Genomic DNA, 18261 nt, shown 5'->3' on the forward strand with positions numbered 1-18261 from the left:
CAACAGAAAGCGCAGTCTTGCGCCTTCAATCGAATAGCTGAGGTTTAATATTAAAATGAAAAAGTCATTAGTAGCGTTGGCCGCTGTGGGATTGAGTGTTGCGCCAGCAAATGCAGCCATAGTCATTAGCCAAGGGCCTCTTGGTGTTATAGATGCAGGTGATACAGTTATCTGTGATGGCGTAACAGATTGCGGCGGTGCTTTAACCGGAAACTACATCAATTTCTTCACCAGTGTAGCGGGTCAGGCCGCAGCTCTGCCTGGAAACAATACGTCACAGATCGCCGTAAGGGGCAGCGACGGCTCAGCAACTTTGGCGGTTAACAGCCTGGTATCAAGCTTTTCTTTCGATTGGGGAAGCGTTGACACCTATAATAGCATCAACATTTTCACCAGCAACGGAAACTACACTGTGAACGGCAGCGACTTGCCGCCTGCAAATGGTAACCAGAATGATTTCGGAACGAACTTCCGGTTTACGGCGCAGTTTGATGTAGCAACAGATCTGCAAGCGATCGAATTCGTAAGCACACGAAACTCGTTCGAATTTGACAATGTCTCGATTGCAGCGGTTCCTGAACCAGCAACCTGGGCATTCATGATCTTCGGCTTCGGCGCCATCGGTGGCGCAATGCGTCGTCAGAAGAAAGCAAACGTCAAACTTAGCTACGCTTAAGCGTAAATTTCGAATTCAAACAAAGCCCCGTCAGAGCAATCTGGCGGGGCTTTTTGTTTGAGTGTTAACTTCAAGCTTGGGGCGCATCTGCAGACGTCGTGAATTCAACAAGAGGTTTTTAGAAGTATAAGCTTGGCTGTTAGCGAACAGCTTTACGGCCTATTTAGGCGGCGTTCGGATGCCGCTGGACATCATGCGGTCGCTGGTAAGATCTCTAACAAAGCCGCCCACTCATCGGTGCTCCGTCCAACCGGGTTACTTTCATTCGCGTAGCTACAGCTTCTGAATGACCGGGGAAAGCGCTCCAGACGCTGACCATAATGATTAGAATTGTGCGCTCTGGATAACTCCGATTTTGGGAAAGTTGTTCGAGAGCAAGTCATAATCGAGCAAGAATGCTATACAGTTGAACACATGTCGAAGCTTACAACAACAATGAAAGACTTTGTCGCTGATCAACGCCTGGCATATCTGGCAACGGTGTGTCCAGATGGGTCACCAAATCTTTCACCCAAGGGGCTTACCTTTGTTTTAGATGATAGACGAATGGTTATCGGTGAAGTGAGATCACCGGCCTCGATATATAATCTCGGTTTTCAACCAATTGCCGAGCTGAACGTCGTCGATCGAAACTTGAGGAAGGGGTATCGCTTCAAGGGAGCTTGTATTGTTCACACAAGCGGTAAAGAATTTGATCTTCTCACGGAGTTTCTGCGCTCAAAAGGCTTTTCAGCTTATAGTCCTTATACTCATCGCGCAGCGCCCGTTTGAGGATCTTGCCGGTCGCGGTATGGGGTAACTCATCAATGAATTTAACCTCATCCGGCAACCACCATTTGGCAACCTTGTCGGTCAGATAAGCAATCACATCTTCCTGCGTTACCTGAGCATCTGGCTTCTTGACTACCAGCAGCAATGGACGTTCATCCCATTTCGGGTGATACACACCAACCGCTGCCGCCTCTGCAACGCCGGGACAGCCGACAGCGGCATTTTCCAGCTCAATCGAACTGATCCATTCCCCGCCCGACTTGATGACATCCTTTGCGCGATCGGTAATCTGCATTGTGCCATCGGGGTGGAGAACAGCCACATCGCCAGTATCAAACCACAGATCATCCTCTACGGCGTCTTCATCGGCGCGATAATAGCGTTGAATGATCCAAGGCCCCTTGATCTCAAGTGTTCCACTGGACTCGCCATCGCGCGGCAGGACATTACCCTCGTCATCCACGACTCTCAGCTCCACCCCAAAGGGCGGACGTCCCTGTTTGCATATCACGTCGACCTGCTCTTCAAAGCTCAGATCATCCCAATTAGCAGGCAGCGATCCGGCTGTCCCGATTGGTGATGTCTCGGTCATCCCCCAGGCATGGGCAACCCGCATACCGTTTTGCATCAATCGCTCGATCATGGAACGCGGACAGGCCGAACCGCCGATGGTGATGACTTGCAGCTTGCCGTAATCACCACCATTGGCGTCCATGTCTGCAAACATGGAAAGCCAGACAGTTGGCACACCGGCACTATGAGTAACCCCTTCCTCACGGATCAGCTTCCACAAAACGGGCGCCTCGTTACTAGCCGAGAAGACCATCTTCGCGCCCACGGCTGCACAAGCAAAGGGCAAACCCCATGCATTGGCATGAAACATCGGCACGATTGGCAACATGACCGAACGGGTGGCCAGATCCATGATATCCGGCTGCACTTCCGTCAGCGCATGCAACACATTGGAGCGATGTTCGTAGAGCACACCCTTGGGGTTGCCGGTGGTTCCACTGGTATAGCAAAGTCCACAAGGATCGTTCTCGTCGACCTCCACCCAGTCAAAATCACCATTCTCGGCGTCGACAAGCTCCCGGAATGTGGGATACTCGCCTTTCTCGCCGTCGAATTGAATATAATGTTCCACAGTCTTTAATTGCGGCTTCAGCATCTCAATGATCGGTGTGAACATCTTGTCGAACAGCAAAACCCGGTCTTCGGCATGATTGATAATGTAAACCAATTGCTCTTCAAAGAGTCTCGGATTGACCGTGTGCAATATACCACCAATGCCTGCCGAGCCGTACCAGCTGATCAAATGATGCGCATGGTTCATCGCGATTGTCGCGATCCGGTCGCCTTTTTCCATACCCAGACGCTGCAACGCCTGAGAAAACTTGCGTGCATCGGAGCCAATTTCTCCCCAGTTGCTGCGGGTTAACGAACCGTCTGCCCAATAGCTGACAATTTCACGCGTGCCATGTTCTCGCGCTGCATGGTCAATCAAATTGGTGATTTTGAGCGCACTGCCCTGCATAGCTCCAGCCATTGGTCTCTCCGTTAGTTATATAATTGTTTTTTGACGGAATTGGCTCAGCTTACAAGCCTTAAATTGGGTTTACGGTGCCGGACCGGGCGCGTGCCGGATGCCGGACCTAACCGGATATTTGCCAACCCAGCAACATGGCTGAGCGTTTCCGCAATTTGGGCATCAAGCTGAAAGGACCGGCCCAGACAAATATCTGCGCACTCGCCATCAAAGCTTGGTACACTGGCAATCAGTTCGCTTTTGCCGCCAGATAACGGCGCCACAAGATTCTTAAGCTCCTGAAGCCCGCCCAGATTGAGTATTTCAAGCTCCATCCGAGTCCGCGTGGTTTTTTCCAGACCATCCATCGCTTGTGCACGGCGAATGGCTACGCGGGGACTTTCATCATCCGAACGCTGGTCAAGTTCAACGTTAAGCAGAGCACAGCTGCCTTCCTTGGCCATGTCAGCGAGCAATTGACATTGGTCTTCCTCGAAGCAACTGCCGGAAAATTGACCGCTGCTGTCCGATAGATCAACAAGGACAAACCGCTTGCCCCGCTTGCTTTCTCGCCACCTTACCCCTTCAACCAACGCCGCCATTACGGCTGGTTTGCGTTGCCCCTCGGCAATCGGCCCCTCCTCGCAAAGGGCTGCATATGTCATGGCTCCATGAGAAGAAGTCACTGCCTGATACTGGGTCACCGGATGGGATGCGAAATAAAATCCGAACGCATCGCGCTCACGCACCATGATTTCGCTTAAATTCCAATCGCTATTGGCTGGCAGCCGGATGGCCTGCATGTCGCCAGCTCCACCTTCACCAAAAAGGCCGCCCTGCCCGCTGGTCCGGGCCTCTGCTGCGCTGTTGGCGACAGACAGCAACATATCTGCCCCTTCATAAACGGCCGCTCGATTGGGCTCCAGCTCATCAAACGCACCAGCGGCGGCCAGACTTTCAATCTGCCGCTTGTTCATGCCGCTCGGGTCAACGCGGTTGGCGAAGTCGTCCATTGACTGAAACAGGCCGTTCCCCGAACGCTCATCAACCAGCGCCTGCATCGCCTTTTCACCGACATTTTTGAGTCCTGCCAAAGCATAGCGCACCGCAAGCAGGGCTCCATCCTGCTCTTCAACCGCGAATGATGGTCGGCTTTTGTTGATCGAAGGCGGTAATATTTTAACACCAAGGCGTTTCATATCGTCCACAAAAATGCTGAGCTTGTCGCTCTGGTGCATGTCGAAACACATTGATGCAGCGTAAAACTCATGCGGATAGTGTGCCTTGAGCCAGGCCGTCTGATAAGCCAACAGAGCGTACGCTGCAGCATGGCTTTTGTTGAAACCATAGCCGGCAAATTTGTCGATCAGGTCAAAAAGTTCATTAGCTTGCCCACTTTCCAAGCCGTTTTTGGCAGCGCCGTCGACGAAGATGCTGCGCTGTGCGTCCATTTCTGACTGAATCTTCTTACCCATGGCACGCCGCAGCAAGTCGGCTTCACCAAGCGAATAGCCTCCAATAATCTGAGCGGCTTGCATCACCTGCTCCTGATAGACAAAAATACCGTAGGTCTCTTTCAATATGTCTTCGAGCAATAGATGCGGGTAAGCAAGTTCTGCCCGTCCATTTTTACGGTCGCCGAATAAAGGAATATTATCCATCGGACCTGGTCGATAAAGCGATACCAGTGCGATAATATCTCCAAAGTTGGTCGGTTTCACCGCCGCAAGTGTCCGGCGCATGCCTTCGGATTCCAACTGAAATACGCCAACCGTATCGCCGCGTTGCAGCAATTCGAAAACTTTCGGATCGTCCCAAGCAAGGGCGTCGAGATCCACCTCAACATTGCGTTCGGCCAGCAGCTCCACCGCCTTCTTCAAGACAGAAAGTGTCTTCAAACCCAAGAAATCAAACTTGACCAATCCGGCTTGTTCCACAAACTTCATGTCAAACTGTGTGACCGGCAAATCCGAGCGTGGATCGCGATACAGAGGTACCAACTGGTCCAGCGGTCTATCGCCGATAACGACGCCCGCAGCATGCGTTGAACTATGGCGCGGCAGACCTTCCAGTTTCATCGCAAGATCAAACAGACGCTTTACATCCGCTTGTTTATAGTCCTGTGCCAATTCAGAAACACCGTTTAGCGCCCGTTTCAAATCCCACGGATCCGTAGGGTGGTTGGGTACCAATTTGGTCAATCGATCCACTTGGCCGTAAGGCATTTGCAGAACCCGCCCGACGTCACGCAGGACGGCCCTCGCTTTCAGCTTACCAAATGTAATAATCTGAGCGACCTGCCCCGAGCCATATTTTTCCTGGACATAGCGGATGACTTCACCGCGACGGGTTTCGCAGAAATCGATATCAAAGTCAGGCATTGATACACGTTCTGGATTCAGGAAGCGCTCAAACAATAGCCCGAGCTTTATAGGGTCAAGGTCTGTGATGGTTAGAGCCCAGGCCACCACTGAACCAGCGCCCGAACCACGGCCGGGGCCTACAGGGATATCGTGATCTTTTGCCCATTTTATAAAGTCAGCAACGATCAGAAAATAGCCGGGAAATCCCATATTAACAATCACGTTGATCTCAAAATCAAGACGATCAAAATATTCCTGACGCGCCGAACCGTCGATTCCAATATGAGCGAGTCGTTTCTCCAGCCCAGCGGTCGCATCCCGGCGTAACTGTTCAGCTTCTCCTGCTAAATCTCCTGCGAGGCTGGGCAATATTGGATCGCGACGGGGCGGAGAGAAAGCACAGCGCTTTGCAATGACCAGAGTGTTTTCGAGTGCTTCGGGAAGATCGGAGAATAATTCCTCCATCACCAGAGCGCTTTTTATCCAGAGATGCGGTGATGGCTTTTCACGATCATCGTTTTCAACATAAGCCGAACCTGCGATACATTTCATCGCGTCATGGGCTTCATGAAAATCTGGTTCGGCAAAGCAGCTTGGGTTCGTCGCCACCAACGGGATATTCCGATCCATTGCCAAAGCAATTAGCCCGCTTTCGGCCGCCATTTCTATGGGATCATCGCGGCGAGAAAGTTCTATATAAAGACGGTCCGGGAAATATTGTTGCAACAGTGTAAGATAGGCTTCGGCCTCCGATTGTTGTTCTTCCGCAAGCAACCGGGCGACCGCGCCTTCACCACCTCCGGTTAGGGCCAGAAGACCATCATTATGCTGAGCGAGCATTTCGAGCGGGATATGCGCATCCTGCTCAGCCGGACGGTCCAAATGTGATGCTGACACCAATTTACACAGATTCTGGTATCCGGTCTCATCTTGAGCGTAGAGAGCAATCCAATCGAGAACAGGCTTGTCAGCAGACGAACTGCCGGGTCGCAAAACTCGTAAAAAACTGCCAGTAATCGGCTGCACACCGTTGGCGCGGCAACCGTCATCAAAAGCCATGGATGCGAACAAACCTATACGGTCAGTCAGGGCTATTGCTGGAAATCCCCGTTCCTTGGCCACTGCACCAATCGCTTTTGGCTCCATCGCGCCATCCAATATGGTGTAAGCAGAAAAGGAGCGCAAATGAACAAAAGGAATCCGTGACATCGCCTACCTCTAGCCCGGTCAAAAAGCTTTGACCATGTCCAGATCTATGGAATGCCATATATCGACCGGTTTTCCACAGTTTGTTTGTTTTCCGGCTAAAGCAGCGCTTCGATCTCGCTTTTGAGCTGCTCTGGTTTGACAGCGGGACCGTGTCGCGCAACCACGTTACCTTCACGATCAACGAGGAATTTTGTGAAATTCCACTTGATTCGGGAACCTAGCAGTCCCGATTTTTCAGATTTCAGATATTTCCAAAGAGGATCAGCATCTTTTCCATTCACATCAACTTTGCCCATCAAGGGAAAACTGACATCATAATTTAATGTACAGAAATTCTTGATTTCCTCTGCATCACCAGGCTCCTGATTACCAAATTGATTGCAGGGAAAAGCCAGTATCTCCAATCCCTTGTCCGCATATTCCTTATGAAGTTTCTCTAACCCTTCATATTGCGGCGTAAACCCGCATTTTGATGCTGTATTTACGATAAGCAGGACCTTGCCCTTATACTTCGACAGGTCCGACATCGAACCATCTGCCTGCTTGATTTCAAATTCTGTAATTTGCATAGATGCACCCCGTTCTTTGCAATTTTGTTCCCCGATACTAAGCGTCAGATTGGTAGTCGCGTGCTAAATGTCAAAGCCTATCTGGCTTCATTTTGAAAATATTAGCTTAAAATTCCATCATGCAGCCTGACAACACGATCCATCTTCGCTGCCAAACGTTCGTTATGTGTAGCGATCAATGCCGCACTTCCCTCTTCGCGGACAAGGCTCATTAGTTCCGCGAGTACAATATCTGCGGTTGACTCATCCAGATTTCCTGTAGGTTCGTCCGCGAGCACCAGTTTCGGCGCATTGGCCAGCGCTCTGGCAACCGCTACGCGCTGTTGCTCTCCGCCCGACAATTTGCTCGGTTTGTGATCCAGCCGCTCGCCAAGCCCTAGACTGCGCAGCAATGATTCTGCTCGCTCTTCTGCTTCTGCTTGCGATGTTCCGGCAATGAGTTGTGGCATCACCACATTTTCTTGAGCGGAAAAGTCAGGCAACAGATGATGAAACTGATAGACGAAGCCAAGCAGTTCACGACGGATTCGGGTGTGGCTGCTCGCCGACATTTGCGCCGTTTCTTCGCCATTGAGCTTGATGGAGCCTTCGAACCCGCCTTCAAGCAGGCCAACAGCCTGCAACAAGGTGGATTTGCCGGAACCGGAAGGCCCCAACAGCGCGACAATTTCATTGGATTTTATGTCCAGATCAATCCCTTTCAGAACATCAATCTGAACGTCCCCCTGTCTAAAACTCCGCTTTACATTACGCAGTTCAACAACCTTGTTCCCCGGTTCATTCATAACGCAGCACCTGTACTGGATCCGTGCTCGCTGCCTTGTAGGCGGGATAAAGGGTGGCCAGCAGGCTGAATAGCAGCGCTAGCAGCGCTATGCCGAAAACCTCCATGGGGTCTGTTCTCGCTGGCAACTCCGTCAAGAAACGTATCGAGGGATCCCATAGATTTTGGCCCGTGATCATCTGCACAAAATTGATCACATTCTGCCGGAAATAGATCGCAATCAGCCCCAAAATTATGCCTGCCGCTATGCCGAGCGCGCCAATTGATGTGCCTACTGTCACGAATATCCTCGTTAACGATGCGCGAGAAGCTCCCATAGTACGCAAAATCGCAATATCTCGTGTTTTTGCGCGAACCAGCATGATCAGTGATGAGAGAATATTGAACACTGCGACCAATATGATGATGGAGAGGATAACAAACATAACGACGCGTTCGACCTGCAAGGTCTCGAACAACGAAGCATTCATTGACTGCCAATCGGTAATCTGAGCACGGCCGTCGATTTTCGGATATAACGGCGCAACGATTTCTTGCACATTTTCAGCATCATTAGTTTGTATCTCAATCATGCCAATCTGATCGCCTAACAGCATCAGCGTTTGTGCATCTTCCATCGGCATGATCACAAAGGCTTTGTCATAGTCATAAACGCCCACTTCAAATATGGCGGCTATCTCATAGGATATTTCTCGCGGAACGGTACCGAAAGGCGTTGACCTACCTTGAGGGTTCATGAGCGTTATGCGCCCGCCCAATTGGGTTCCAAGAGTTTGCGCCAACCTGCTGCCGATAGCGACACGCCCGCTATCGGGGGCCAAACTGTTTAGATCACCCGCAATGGTCTTTCCATCGAGCGTATCGTTACTCAAAATATCATCAACCAGCATTCCTCGCACTAATACAGCCTCTACCCGGCCATTATGAATGCCTGCCAAAGGCATTTCTATCAGCGGCGATGCGGAGACGACTCCTTCGGTTTCGCGTACGTCTTCCAGCAAGTCGCGCCAATCCGGAAGCCGTCCGCCATAACCTTGAATCACGGCATGACCATTCAAACCAACGATCTTGTCAAATAACTCAGCCCGAAACCCGTTCATCACACTCATCACAACGATCAATGCGGCAACACCGAGCATAACCGCGACCAGGCTGATACTCGCAACGAGGAAAATAAAGCCTTCTCCCTTCCCGGGGAGAAGATAGCGCTTTGCGATGACCCATTCATAACGGGATAAGAACATAGGGGTTTGAACTTCCTGAAAAACTATTGTGGCTTTACGGTCGCAAAGCGGCGCAGGCAAGAGTGATGCTGGCTTAAATGCTGTTGCCATTATGACACAAGCCTGAACCAATATTGCACATTTGTGAAAAATTGCATGACAATAGCAGCCATCCCGATCAGAGATAGTTACAGAATCAATTACCGCAATAATGGTCATGGTTCAGGGATCCTATCTGGTTCCGCCGAATGTTGGGGGACAAACGGTGTTGAATAAGACAGGAAAACAGGGGGACGATATTATCGTCACCATTTTCGCCCGGAGTCAGAAATGGCTCCGGGCGTTTTTGTTTAATATTCGCGCGTCTCGCCCTCTTGAAATTTGAATACTGGATAATATGTTGGTCAAGCGAGATGCCTTGTGAGGGTTTCGCACAACAGAACCGGACGCCGCATATGCGGGTCCAGTATTTTAATTGCTCAACAAGAGGATGAAGATATGAACCGTTTTGATTTTACACCCTATCGTCGCTCAACCGTTGGTTTTGACCGGCTTTTTGATTTGCTCGAGAATAATGCGCGAGCACAACAATCCGAGAATTATCCACCGTTCAACATTGAACGCAGCGGAGATGATCACTATCGGATTACCCTTGCGGTTGCGGGTTTCAAAGACAATGAAATAGAAATAACCGCACAGCAGAATCTGTTGTTAGTCGCAGGAAATAAAGGCAGCGACGAAAATGAAGGAAAGCAGTTCCTGCACATGGGAATTGCGAACCGTAACTTCGAACGCCGTTTCGAACTTGCGGATTTCGTCCGCGTCGACAACGCAGCTCTTAGCGATGGCCTGCTTGTCATCGATCTGGTGCGCGAAATTCCTGACGCGATGAAACCGCAGAAAATTGCCATAAACGGCGACAACAATATCACCAAAATCGCCGATAAGCGTAAAAAGGCAGAAGATAAAGCGGCATAAGCCGACACCTCCATCTTTTGACCACAGTGAAGGCAGCCAATATGTTTTGGCTGCCTTTTTTATGCAGATAATCACAAAGTTTCGGCCCAAGCCATGCGCGCTTGTTGGCATTCTCGACAATATTTAAAACTGAGAAAGAGCGGCAAAAGCCTTATCACAGCGGCAGATCTGTAGGAAAGCCGATTATCTGCAATGGGCAAAAAATGGGGCAGCCAGATGAGGATCCGACTGCCCCTGACACCCGCGTGGTGTCACTCTTGATGAAATTAGCCCGGGTCGCAAATGGCCAACTTGAACCGCCCCGGGATTGCCGGAGGCCATTTGGTTTAAGTTAAGCGGCCATGTTGGTTTCGTCCAGCATGGCGTAGTAGTTTTTCTCAGCTTCCACGGGCGGGATATTGCCGATGGGTTCCAGCAGCCTTTTATTGTTGAACCAGTCTACCCATTCCAGTGTGGCATATTCGACGGCCTCTAACGACCGCCATGGTCCGCGCCGGTGGATTACCTCTGCCTTGTAAAGGCCATTGATTGTTTCAGCCAAAGCGTTGTCATAGCTGTCGCCGACGCTGCCGACCGATGGTTCGATGCCTGCCTCGGCCAAGCGTTCAGTATATTTGATCGATACATATTGACTTCCGCGATCGCTGTGATGGATCAGACCGCCGCGATGCGTGGGCCTGCGATCATGTAAAGCCTGCTCCAAAGCATCGAGAACAAAGCTGGCATGGGCGGTTCGGCTCACCCGCCAGCCAACAATGTAGCGGGCGTAAACATCGATCACGAAGGCGACATAGACAAAGCCCGCCCAGGTTGCGACATAGGTAAAATCTGACACCCACAGCATATTGGGCGCTGGCGAGTGGAACTGCCGGTTCACATGGTCAAGCGGACAAGGCGCTGCTTTATCGCTGACCGTGGTGCGCACTGGCTTGCCTCGTATCACGCCTGCCAAGCCCATGTCGTGCATCAGCCGTTCGACCGTGCAGCGTGCAATATCATAGCCTTCACGCTTCATCTGCCGCCAGACCTTGCGCACGCCATATACCCCGAAGTTCTCGGCAAACACTCGGGCCACCTCCGGCTTCAGCAGTATATCGCGCTGCGCGCGGGCTGACATGCGTGATGGATCTTGCCGCTTGGCCACATGACTATAATAGGTTGACGGGGCGATCGGCAGCAACTTGCAGATCGGCTCGACCCCATAAGATCCACGGTTATCGTCGATAAACGTGATCATCGCTTGAACGGGCGGTCGAGCTCCGCCTGAGCAAAATAAGCCGATGCCTTACGTAAAATCTCGTTGGCCTGGCGCAGTTCGCGGTTCTCGCGTTCCAGTGCTTTTAGCTTGTCAGCAACATCGCTGGGAACCCCGGCGCGCGTGCCGCTATCCACTTCCGCTCGCTTCACCCATTCATGCAGTGTCGGCGGTGAGCAGCCGATCTTCTGAGAAATGGACACCACCGCTGCCCAGCGCGATGGATAATCCTGTCTGTGCTCCAGCACCATGCGGGTCGCCCGTTCGCGAACCTCCGGTGAAAACTTGTTTGTGGTCTTGCTCATAATAGCTCCTTCTACTCAAGAGTTGGAGCCTCCGGCAATCCCGGGGCGGTTCAACTTCATTCAAGAATCCGCATTGGCAATATTAGAAAGAACGGCGTGATTTAATATCCGTACTTTCCCGCTTTCGACAGAAACAATGCCATCTTCTGACCATGTCGAAAGTTGCCGATTAATATGTTCACGCGACATCCCGGCAAAGTTGCCGAGCTCGCTTTGACTTAAATCCAGTTTTAATCGCCCCTCTTCTGCGCCGACAACGGATAATCTTAAAAGATAGCGCGCCAGCCGAGGCCCTGATGTGTAGGCCCTGTCTCCCTCTATCATGGTATTGGCCGTCCGAATGCGGCTAGCCATTACCTTAAGTAGCCGTAATGCCATATTTTTGTGCTTTTTCAAAATTTCTTCAAAAGCAGCGCGTGTAATGGTCAATGCTGTGGTTGGTTCGATCGCTGTCACACTGGCCGTCCTCTCACCACCGTCAAGCAACGCGATTTCACCCAAAACCTGGCCGGGCTCTGCGTAATCCAGAACAATTTCATGGCCATTGCTGGCAATCATGCTGGTCCGCGCATTGCCCGATAATAATATCAGTAATGAGTTTCCAGGATCGCCTTGCATGATCAATTCATCCCCTTTTTCATATTGCACGAAATGGCCGCGCAAGATCAGATCCGCCAGTTCTGACTCGTCGCAATCAGCAAACAGACTATGCTCTGCCAATATGCTCGCAAGTTCTTCCGCCTTCACGTCTCTTGCCCCATTCCAATTCGCCCGCACCTGTTAACCGGTTGATAACCAGTTCTCATTGCTAGAATGTGACAATAGTCACTTGGTGTAAAAAGGATTGGATAAATTAGACAAGTCGGCTTTGTTTTACCGCAGCTGCGATAAAAGAAGCGAAAAGTGGATGCGGGTCAAAGGGCTTACTCTTTAATTCCGGATGATATTGCACACCGACGAACCAGCTGTGGTCCGGCCGTTCGACAATCTCTGGCAACTCCCCATCCGGCGACATTCCAGAGAATATCAGACCGGTCTGTTCCAGCCGCTCCATATAGCCCTTGTTCACTTCATAGCGATGGCGATGACGCTCGCTAATCACGTCCGAGCCATAGATTTCGCTGACCTTTGAGCCTTGCTGCAAGCGCGCTTCATAAGCACCAAGCCGCATGGTTCCGCCTAAATCTCCACCCGACTCGCGTTTTTGCAGACCTTCTTCGGTCATCCACTCCGTAATCAGTCCGACAATGGGCTCGGCTGTTTCACCAAATTCCGTTGTCGAGGCTGCATCGATACCCGCCAGATTGCGAGCAGCTTCGACACAGGCCATTTGCATACCCAAACAAATGCCGAAGAACGGGACATTATGTTCGCGCGCGAATCGCACGGAGCCGATTTTCCCCTCGCTGCCCCGCTCACCGAAACCGCCGGGAACCAGAATCGCGTGCAGCGGTTCCAGATTGGCTGCCAGATCGCTCTCATTTTCAAACAGCTCTGCATCGAGCCAGCGCACCTGGACTTTAACCCGATTCGCCAGTCCGCCGTGAAATAGTGCTTCTTGCAACGACTTATATGCGTCCTGCAGGCCGACATATTTCCCGACGACACCCACAATCACTTCGCCTTCAGGGTTCTCGATCCGCTCCATCACGTCGTGCCAGCGGGTTAAATCCGGTTCCGGTGCATTGATGATCCCGAACGCGTTGAGAACCTCTCTATCAAGGCCTTCTTTATGATATTGCAGCGGTACATTATAAATACTGCTCGCATCCAGAGCCGGAATCACCGCTTCTTTGCGGACGTTACAGAATTGGGCTATTTTCGCGCGCTCGCCATCCGGCAAATCATGTTCGCAACGACAGAGCAATATATCCGGCTGAATACCAAGCGATGTCAGTTCTCGCACGCTGTGCTGAGTCGGTTTGGTCTTCAGTTCACCAGCAGCGGCAATATAGGGCACCAGCGTGACGTGAACCGAAATCGCATTGGCACGGCCGACTTTGTTACGCAGCTGCCGAATCGCTTCGATAAACGGCAGGCTTTCGATGTCACCAACGGTTCCGCCAATTTCGCAGAGCACGAAGTCGATCCCATCGAGCTTATCCTGGGCAAATTCCTGAATCGCATCGGTTACGTGCGGGATCACCTGAACCGTGGCACCGAGATAATCGCCGCGGCGTTCCTTGGTGATGATCGACTGGTAGATTCGCCCCGAAGTGACATTGTCGGACTGCAAAGACGGAACACCGGTAAAGCGCTCGTAATGTCCCAGGTCCAGATCGGTCTCTGCACCGTCATCGGTCACATAGACTTCACCGTGCTGGTAAGGCGACATCGTGCCCGGATCGACGTTCAGATAGGGGTCCAACTTACGGATTCGCACCGAATATCCACGTGCTTGAAGAAGCGCGCCGAGGCTCGCTGCCATGAGACCTTTGCCAAGTGAGGAGACCACACCGCCGGTTATAAAAATATATCGCGCCATGGGAGGAAAGGCTTAAGGCGTGTCGGGCCGAAATGGCAAGCGTGCGAATCCGAAAAAGCGAAATATATTTTCAAACGGTACTAAATTTTACGCGCCGACAAGCGCTCTGATCCAAAAAGACCGGTTATTGATCGAGAGGAACGGCCCCTTCGGCAGCAGCGGGTGCTTCGTCATTATTAGCCGCATCAGCCTGTGCCGCAGCAGCAGCCAGTGGATCATCACCAATTAAAGGCACCGCGTCAGCTGGCTCTGCCGGAGCGACAGGAATGCTGGTGTCGCGTTCCAGCGTCTGGTCAATGGTCGAGGGCTGCCCTTCGGAAGCCGCCAAAAAGGCCAGTGAAATGGAAAGAGCCACGAACAAAACCGCCAGGACAGTTGTCGTGCGGGTCAGCAAATCCGCTGCACCGCGCGCGGACATCATGCCCGATGGGCTGCCACCAACACCGAGACCGCCACCTTCCGACCGCTGCATCAATATGACGCCAACAAGGGCGGCTGCGACTATCGCCTGAACAACGGTGAGAAACAGAAACATAACTAGGTCCGAACGTAATGGATTAACGATGAGCAGCGCACATAGCGATTGGATGGTGCAAGTTCAAGCGATGAAACGCGAAACCATGCCGTATCAGCCAATTGCCAAGGGGTCCCAAAGGCACCCCGGTCAGGACGGCAGCCTATTTCAAAGTTCACACAAATCACAGGCCGTTCCTGCCACTCACTGCTGAAGCAAAGTTCACACAAATCACAGCCTCTTATGCCTTGGATAATAATGCCAATCCTGCTTCAAAGTTCACACAATTCACACCCACTGAATATAGACTTAACATATTGATTTATAATATTTATCAAAATTTTTTCATTTGTAATTTGGCGAAATCCAATTTTATCAGGAGCAGCCATTTTCCATACCCATCAGGCACCATGTAGGAAAGACTTCGCAGCTTCAAAAACCACATCCGGTTTTTGATATAACAGCAGGTGGGCCGTGTCGGCGACCACATCAACGCTGTAATTGTCTCGATCAGCCGCAAAGCTGTGCATAACGTCGGGCGTGTAGTGCAAGTTATGTTGCCCGACAAGATTGCGCACCGGACAAAGGCAATCATCAATCAGATATTGCCAATCGCTGCTCGCCAGCTTCAGTTCATTGGTGAAACTGTCATAGCCCTGCCTCGTGGTTTTCAGGAATGCTTGACGAAACTGCGTGCGAATATCTTCCCGTTTTATCGTGCTTTGGTCATGGTCATTGTCGCCCAAAAAAGCGTGGAGATATTCATGGTCATATCCCGAATCCACTTTGGCCAGCGCACCATGCACGACAAAGCGGCCAATTTTGGGGAAATGGCGCATCAGATAGAGCCGCAGCCGTTCGGCTCGATCGACTTTGGCAAGATGTGGTCCGGGCTGCATCGGCACAATGCCATTGATATTGACGATACCGGTAATCCGGCCCGGTAGATATTTGGCCACGCCATAAGCGAACATCGCGCCAGTAATATGGCCGATTACCGGGCAAGATTTTATGCCCAGTTCGTCCAACAATGCTTTTACGTCGTCCGCATAGCGGGCAAAGCTATCACTGCCGGTCGGGCCGTCCCATCCACTGTTGGCCAGACCGGGACGCCAAACCATGATCAGGCGCAATCCATGCCGGTTCAACGCGCGGCGCATCTCCTCGGTCACTGTCATGCCGCCCAACAAGGCTGGGAAAAACAATAGCGGCGTAGCGCTCGTTGCGCCAACCATTTCATAGTCCAGCACGCGGCCATCCTGTCGCAGCAGGATATGACCGCTTTCCCGTCCATCTGCAGTTGAAACACCGATTTTTTCGGTACCCTGCCCTTTCACATTAAATTTCGAAAAACCGGAATAGAGACAGGCCAGTTCCGTTTGCGAACGCAGATTGAGTTTCGCCAATAATGTCTTGGTTTGATGCCGCACGGTACCAACCGATCGGCCACGCTTGGCGGCCAGATCACTCAGTGACTGCCCGGTCACCACCGCCTTGGTGATTTCAAGTTCTACTGGCGTCAGGTTCAGCAGCTTCTGAAACTGTTTTCCGACATCAGGAAACCAGCTGATATTGATCGCAGAAATGTGACCGATCGCATGACCGTCGGAATCATGGACCTTGGTCACAGCAACCTTGATCATCTCGTCACCATCTGCACTTTCCATACCGAAAATGCTGATCATCTTGTTCAGCTCAAACTGATCGAGCGATTCAAGTTGAGACAAGAGCGTCTTGAAATGACCGCGTTCAAAAAGGCTTTCATCGGGGCGTTGATCCTTAGCGAGCCCGAACATCGCCTCGGCGGCACTATTGGTATAAACAATCCGGCCATCGGCACCGATCAATGCGGATGGATGATTGTCGGCATCGATCATTTTCATGGAATATTTGGCGCTGTCAGAAGGCCGCCCCTGCATGTCCATTAAAGACTGGGCATTTTCAAAATGGGGTTCCAGCGGCTCAAACGCCGATTTCAGGGCAGTTTCATCCAGAGAAGTTCCATCTTCGGCCTCTGATCCATTCTTTGCCCTGTCCAAAGCGGCATCGAGTCGCGTGCCGAGCAGGTCGAACATCTCCCGATAGCGATAAGGGCCAATGGCCATTGAATAAGCCAGCTTTACGATATCTTCGTCGCGCCCGACGATGTCATTATCCAATGAACCCGTGCTCCAAGCTTAAAAAAGCGTCCTCAACAATTGAGCATTTTCTGTTTCTGCTGATAACGTGTCTATTGATGCACACAATTGCAAAATTGTAAATAAAACAGCCAGTTTCCATCCTGTTGTGACATCAATCACAGGGCATGGCTGAAATCATCCGCGGGTTTATACCATATGGGATATTCTTTTGTGCCCGGCTTCCCGCCATTTGCTCTCCCCAGAAACAAGGGAGACTATTAATGACACTCAGAAATTCCATGTACCTTCTTGCCGGTATCGCCGTTCTATCGACCGGTCATATGGCCGAAGCGCGAGACCCCTTTGGCGGACTGAAAAGCGCCGTCAAAAAAGTGAAGAAGAAAAAGAAAAAGGTTGATGATGCAGTTGAGGTTATTGACCGCGCAGCAGGAACATCATCGGACGGATTTGCCAATCGCGGGAGCACCAGCAACAGCCCGCGTACTGCCAAACGGACCCCGACGAGAACCGACTATAAAATGGGCACGCCGGCAGCCAATTTGACATCCCAAACCAAGTGTACCGGGCTAGCATTGTCACAAGTCACTATCGGTAATCTTGGCGAATATACTTTTCAGCAGGGCTTCAGCAAAGAAGAGCGCACCGGCTTTATCAACCGCAAGCCCGGCAATGTCAGCAAGAGCTGTATCATTACGCCCGGCCTGCAATCCGGCGAGATACTCTATTTCGAGGTGGATCGCGCAAAATATAAGGCGCTCGATAAGGGCAATGATTTTGAATGGCAGTGTGTACGCTCTGACAATCCCGGTGCTGGCGTGACCGATTACTGGAACTGGAACAGCGATCAATATCTTAGCGATTCCCATATGAAGCTGCATTGCGGCAATGATCAGGGTATTTCTGATTGCGCGACCGGCAGCAATTCATCTCGCGCGTCGGCATATTCCAGCGCCATGAAAAAACGCGGCAAATACGGCATCAGCTTTCTCGCTCGCACCACCGGACAGTTCCGCGGCCCGACCGAGAAACTCTATTGCCAATATTATAACAAGCGCACTGGTCAAAGCCTTGTCGGGTTTGAATATATGAGCGCTTCCGGCCGTTAAACCACTGATCTAATTATTAATATAAGGATGTTCCTATGAAGACTCTTACCATCGTCACGGCAGCCGCACTGGCCACATCGGGGCTATATGTACCCGCGGCATTTGCCCAATCAAGCAGCTCCAGCGTCGCCAAGGACGGCAGTTGCCCCAGCGGTTTCAAAGCTTCCGGCAGCAGTTGCAAGTCCAGTTCCGGCAAAGTCGCGATTGCGAAAATTGGTTCTTGTCCAACTGGCTTCAAGGCTTCCAGCAACTATTGCGTCGGCGACAAAGGTGATTATGCCGAAGTCAAAAGCGGCAGTTGCCCCGGTGGGCTGAAAGCGTCCGGCAAATATTGCGTCAAATAACAAAACTCGGGCG

General features: G+C 51.4%; 15 protein-coding genes and 1 other annotated feature. Of the genes, 5 read left to right on the forward strand and 10 right to left on the reverse strand.

All coding sequences use genetic code 11. The annotated features are described in order from the left end of the window. Positions 1 to 55 precede the first annotated feature (55 nt). Complete coding sequence (locus ACO6S1_RS17845; protein ID WP_422343898.1) at positions 56 to 676, forward strand: PEPxxWA-CTERM sorting domain-containing protein; 621 nt, start codon at positions 56 to 58, stop codon at positions 674 to 676. A gap of 435 nt (positions 677 to 1111) precedes the next feature. Beyond that, positions 1112 to 1447: a pyridoxamine 5'-phosphate oxidase family protein gene (locus tag ACO6S1_RS17850; protein WP_422343899.1), complete on the forward strand. Its 336-nt coding sequence runs from the start codon at positions 1112 to 1114 to the stop codon at positions 1445 to 1447. On the opposite strand, the gene ACO6S1_RS17855 is transcribed toward ACO6S1_RS17850, so the two are convergent. From ACO6S1_RS17855 to ACO6S1_RS17875, 5 genes are all read right to left on the reverse strand, one after another. Next, positions 1377 to 2993 carry a long-chain fatty acid--CoA ligase gene (locus tag ACO6S1_RS17855; protein ID WP_422343900.1) on the reverse strand — a complete coding sequence of 539 codons (1617 nt, stop codon included), beginning with the start codon at positions 2991 to 2993 and terminating at the stop codon, positions 1377 to 1379. The genes ACO6S1_RS17850 and ACO6S1_RS17855 overlap by 71 nt on opposite strands. A 44-nt stretch (positions 2994 to 3037) precedes the next feature. Further along, complete coding sequence (gene dnaE / locus ACO6S1_RS17860) at positions 3038 to 6544, reverse strand: DNA polymerase III subunit alpha (RefSeq protein ID WP_422343901.1); 3507 nt, start codon at positions 6542 to 6544, stop codon at positions 3038 to 3040. 95 nt (positions 6545 to 6639) lie between these two features. After that, entirely contained in the window at positions 6640 to 7113 is a 474-nt protein-coding gene (locus ACO6S1_RS17865; protein WP_422343902.1) for a glutathione peroxidase, read from the reverse strand. 101 nt (positions 7114 to 7214) lie between these two features. After that, positions 7215 to 7898 carry an ABC transporter ATP-binding protein gene (locus ACO6S1_RS17870; protein ID WP_422343903.1) on the reverse strand — a complete coding sequence of 228 codons (684 nt, stop codon included), beginning with the start codon at positions 7896 to 7898 and terminating at the stop codon, positions 7215 to 7217. Further along, on the reverse strand, positions 7891 to 9141 hold the full coding sequence (locus ACO6S1_RS17875) for a lipoprotein-releasing ABC transporter permease subunit (RefSeq protein WP_422346231.1): 1251 nt from the start codon (positions 9139 to 9141) through the stop codon (positions 7891 to 7893). Before ACO6S1_RS17875 ends, ACO6S1_RS17870 begins: the two co-directional genes overlap by 8 nt. Before the next feature lie 477 nt (positions 9142 to 9618). On the opposite strand from ACO6S1_RS17875, the gene ACO6S1_RS17880 reads away from it, so the two are divergent. Continuing rightward, a complete protein-coding gene (locus tag ACO6S1_RS17880) occupies positions 9619 to 10098 on the forward strand; it encodes an Hsp20 family protein (protein ID WP_422343904.1) in 480 nt (159 codons plus the stop codon). A 331-nt stretch (positions 10099 to 10429) separates the two neighbouring features. Here ACO6S1_RS17880 and ACO6S1_RS17885 read toward each other — a convergent pair. The 5 genes from ACO6S1_RS17885 to ACO6S1_RS17905 form a co-directional block, all read right to left on the reverse strand. Further along, positions 10430 to 11658, reverse strand: a protein-coding gene (locus ACO6S1_RS17885) for an IS3 family transposase (RefSeq protein ID WP_422343068.1) whose coding sequence is annotated in 2 segments (ribosomal slippage) — positions 10430 to 11370 and positions 11370 to 11658 — 1230 coding nt in all. Because the reading frame shifts where the segments join, the coding sequence is not laid out codon by codon here. Next, positions 11261 to 11377, reverse strand: a sequence feature (AL1L pseudoknot). It overlaps the preceding gene by 117 nt. A gap of 60 nt (positions 11659 to 11718) precedes the next feature. Beyond that, positions 11719 to 12405, reverse strand: a complete 687-nt coding sequence (locus ACO6S1_RS17890; RefSeq protein ID WP_422343905.1) for a Crp/Fnr family transcriptional regulator — start codon at positions 12403 to 12405, stop codon at positions 11719 to 11721. Between the two features lie 106 nt (positions 12406 to 12511). Beyond that, positions 12512 to 14143, reverse strand: coding sequence for a CTP synthase (locus ACO6S1_RS17895; protein ID WP_422343906.1), 1632 nt, complete (start codon positions 14141 to 14143; stop codon positions 12512 to 12514). A gap of 124 nt (positions 14144 to 14267) precedes the next feature. Next, positions 14268 to 14678, reverse strand: a complete 411-nt coding sequence (secG, locus tag ACO6S1_RS17900; RefSeq protein ID WP_422343907.1) for a preprotein translocase subunit SecG — start codon at positions 14676 to 14678, stop codon at positions 14268 to 14270. 380 nt (positions 14679 to 15058) lie between these two features. Then, complete coding sequence (locus ACO6S1_RS17905; RefSeq protein WP_422343908.1) at positions 15059 to 16816, reverse strand: alpha/beta fold hydrolase; 1758 nt, start codon at positions 16814 to 16816, stop codon at positions 15059 to 15061. A gap of 242 nt (positions 16817 to 17058) precedes the next feature. Between ACO6S1_RS17905 and ACO6S1_RS17910 the strand changes: the two genes are divergently transcribed. Together ACO6S1_RS17910 and ACO6S1_RS17915 are read left to right on the forward strand one after the other, a co-directional pair. Further along, a complete protein-coding gene (locus ACO6S1_RS17910) occupies positions 17059 to 17904 on the forward strand; it encodes a hypothetical protein (RefSeq protein ID WP_422343909.1) in 846 nt (281 codons plus the stop codon). A 35-nt stretch (positions 17905 to 17939) separates the two neighbouring features. Further along, entirely contained in the window at positions 17940 to 18248 is a 309-nt protein-coding gene (locus ACO6S1_RS17915) for a hypothetical protein (RefSeq protein ID WP_422343910.1), read from the forward strand. The last annotated feature ends 13 nt before the right edge of the window (positions 18249 to 18261 follow it).

This window comes from Parasphingorhabdus sp., assembly GCF_965233695.1.
In the GTDB taxonomy this organism is placed as follows: Bacteria; Pseudomonadota; Alphaproteobacteria; order Sphingomonadales; family Sphingomonadaceae; genus Parasphingorhabdus.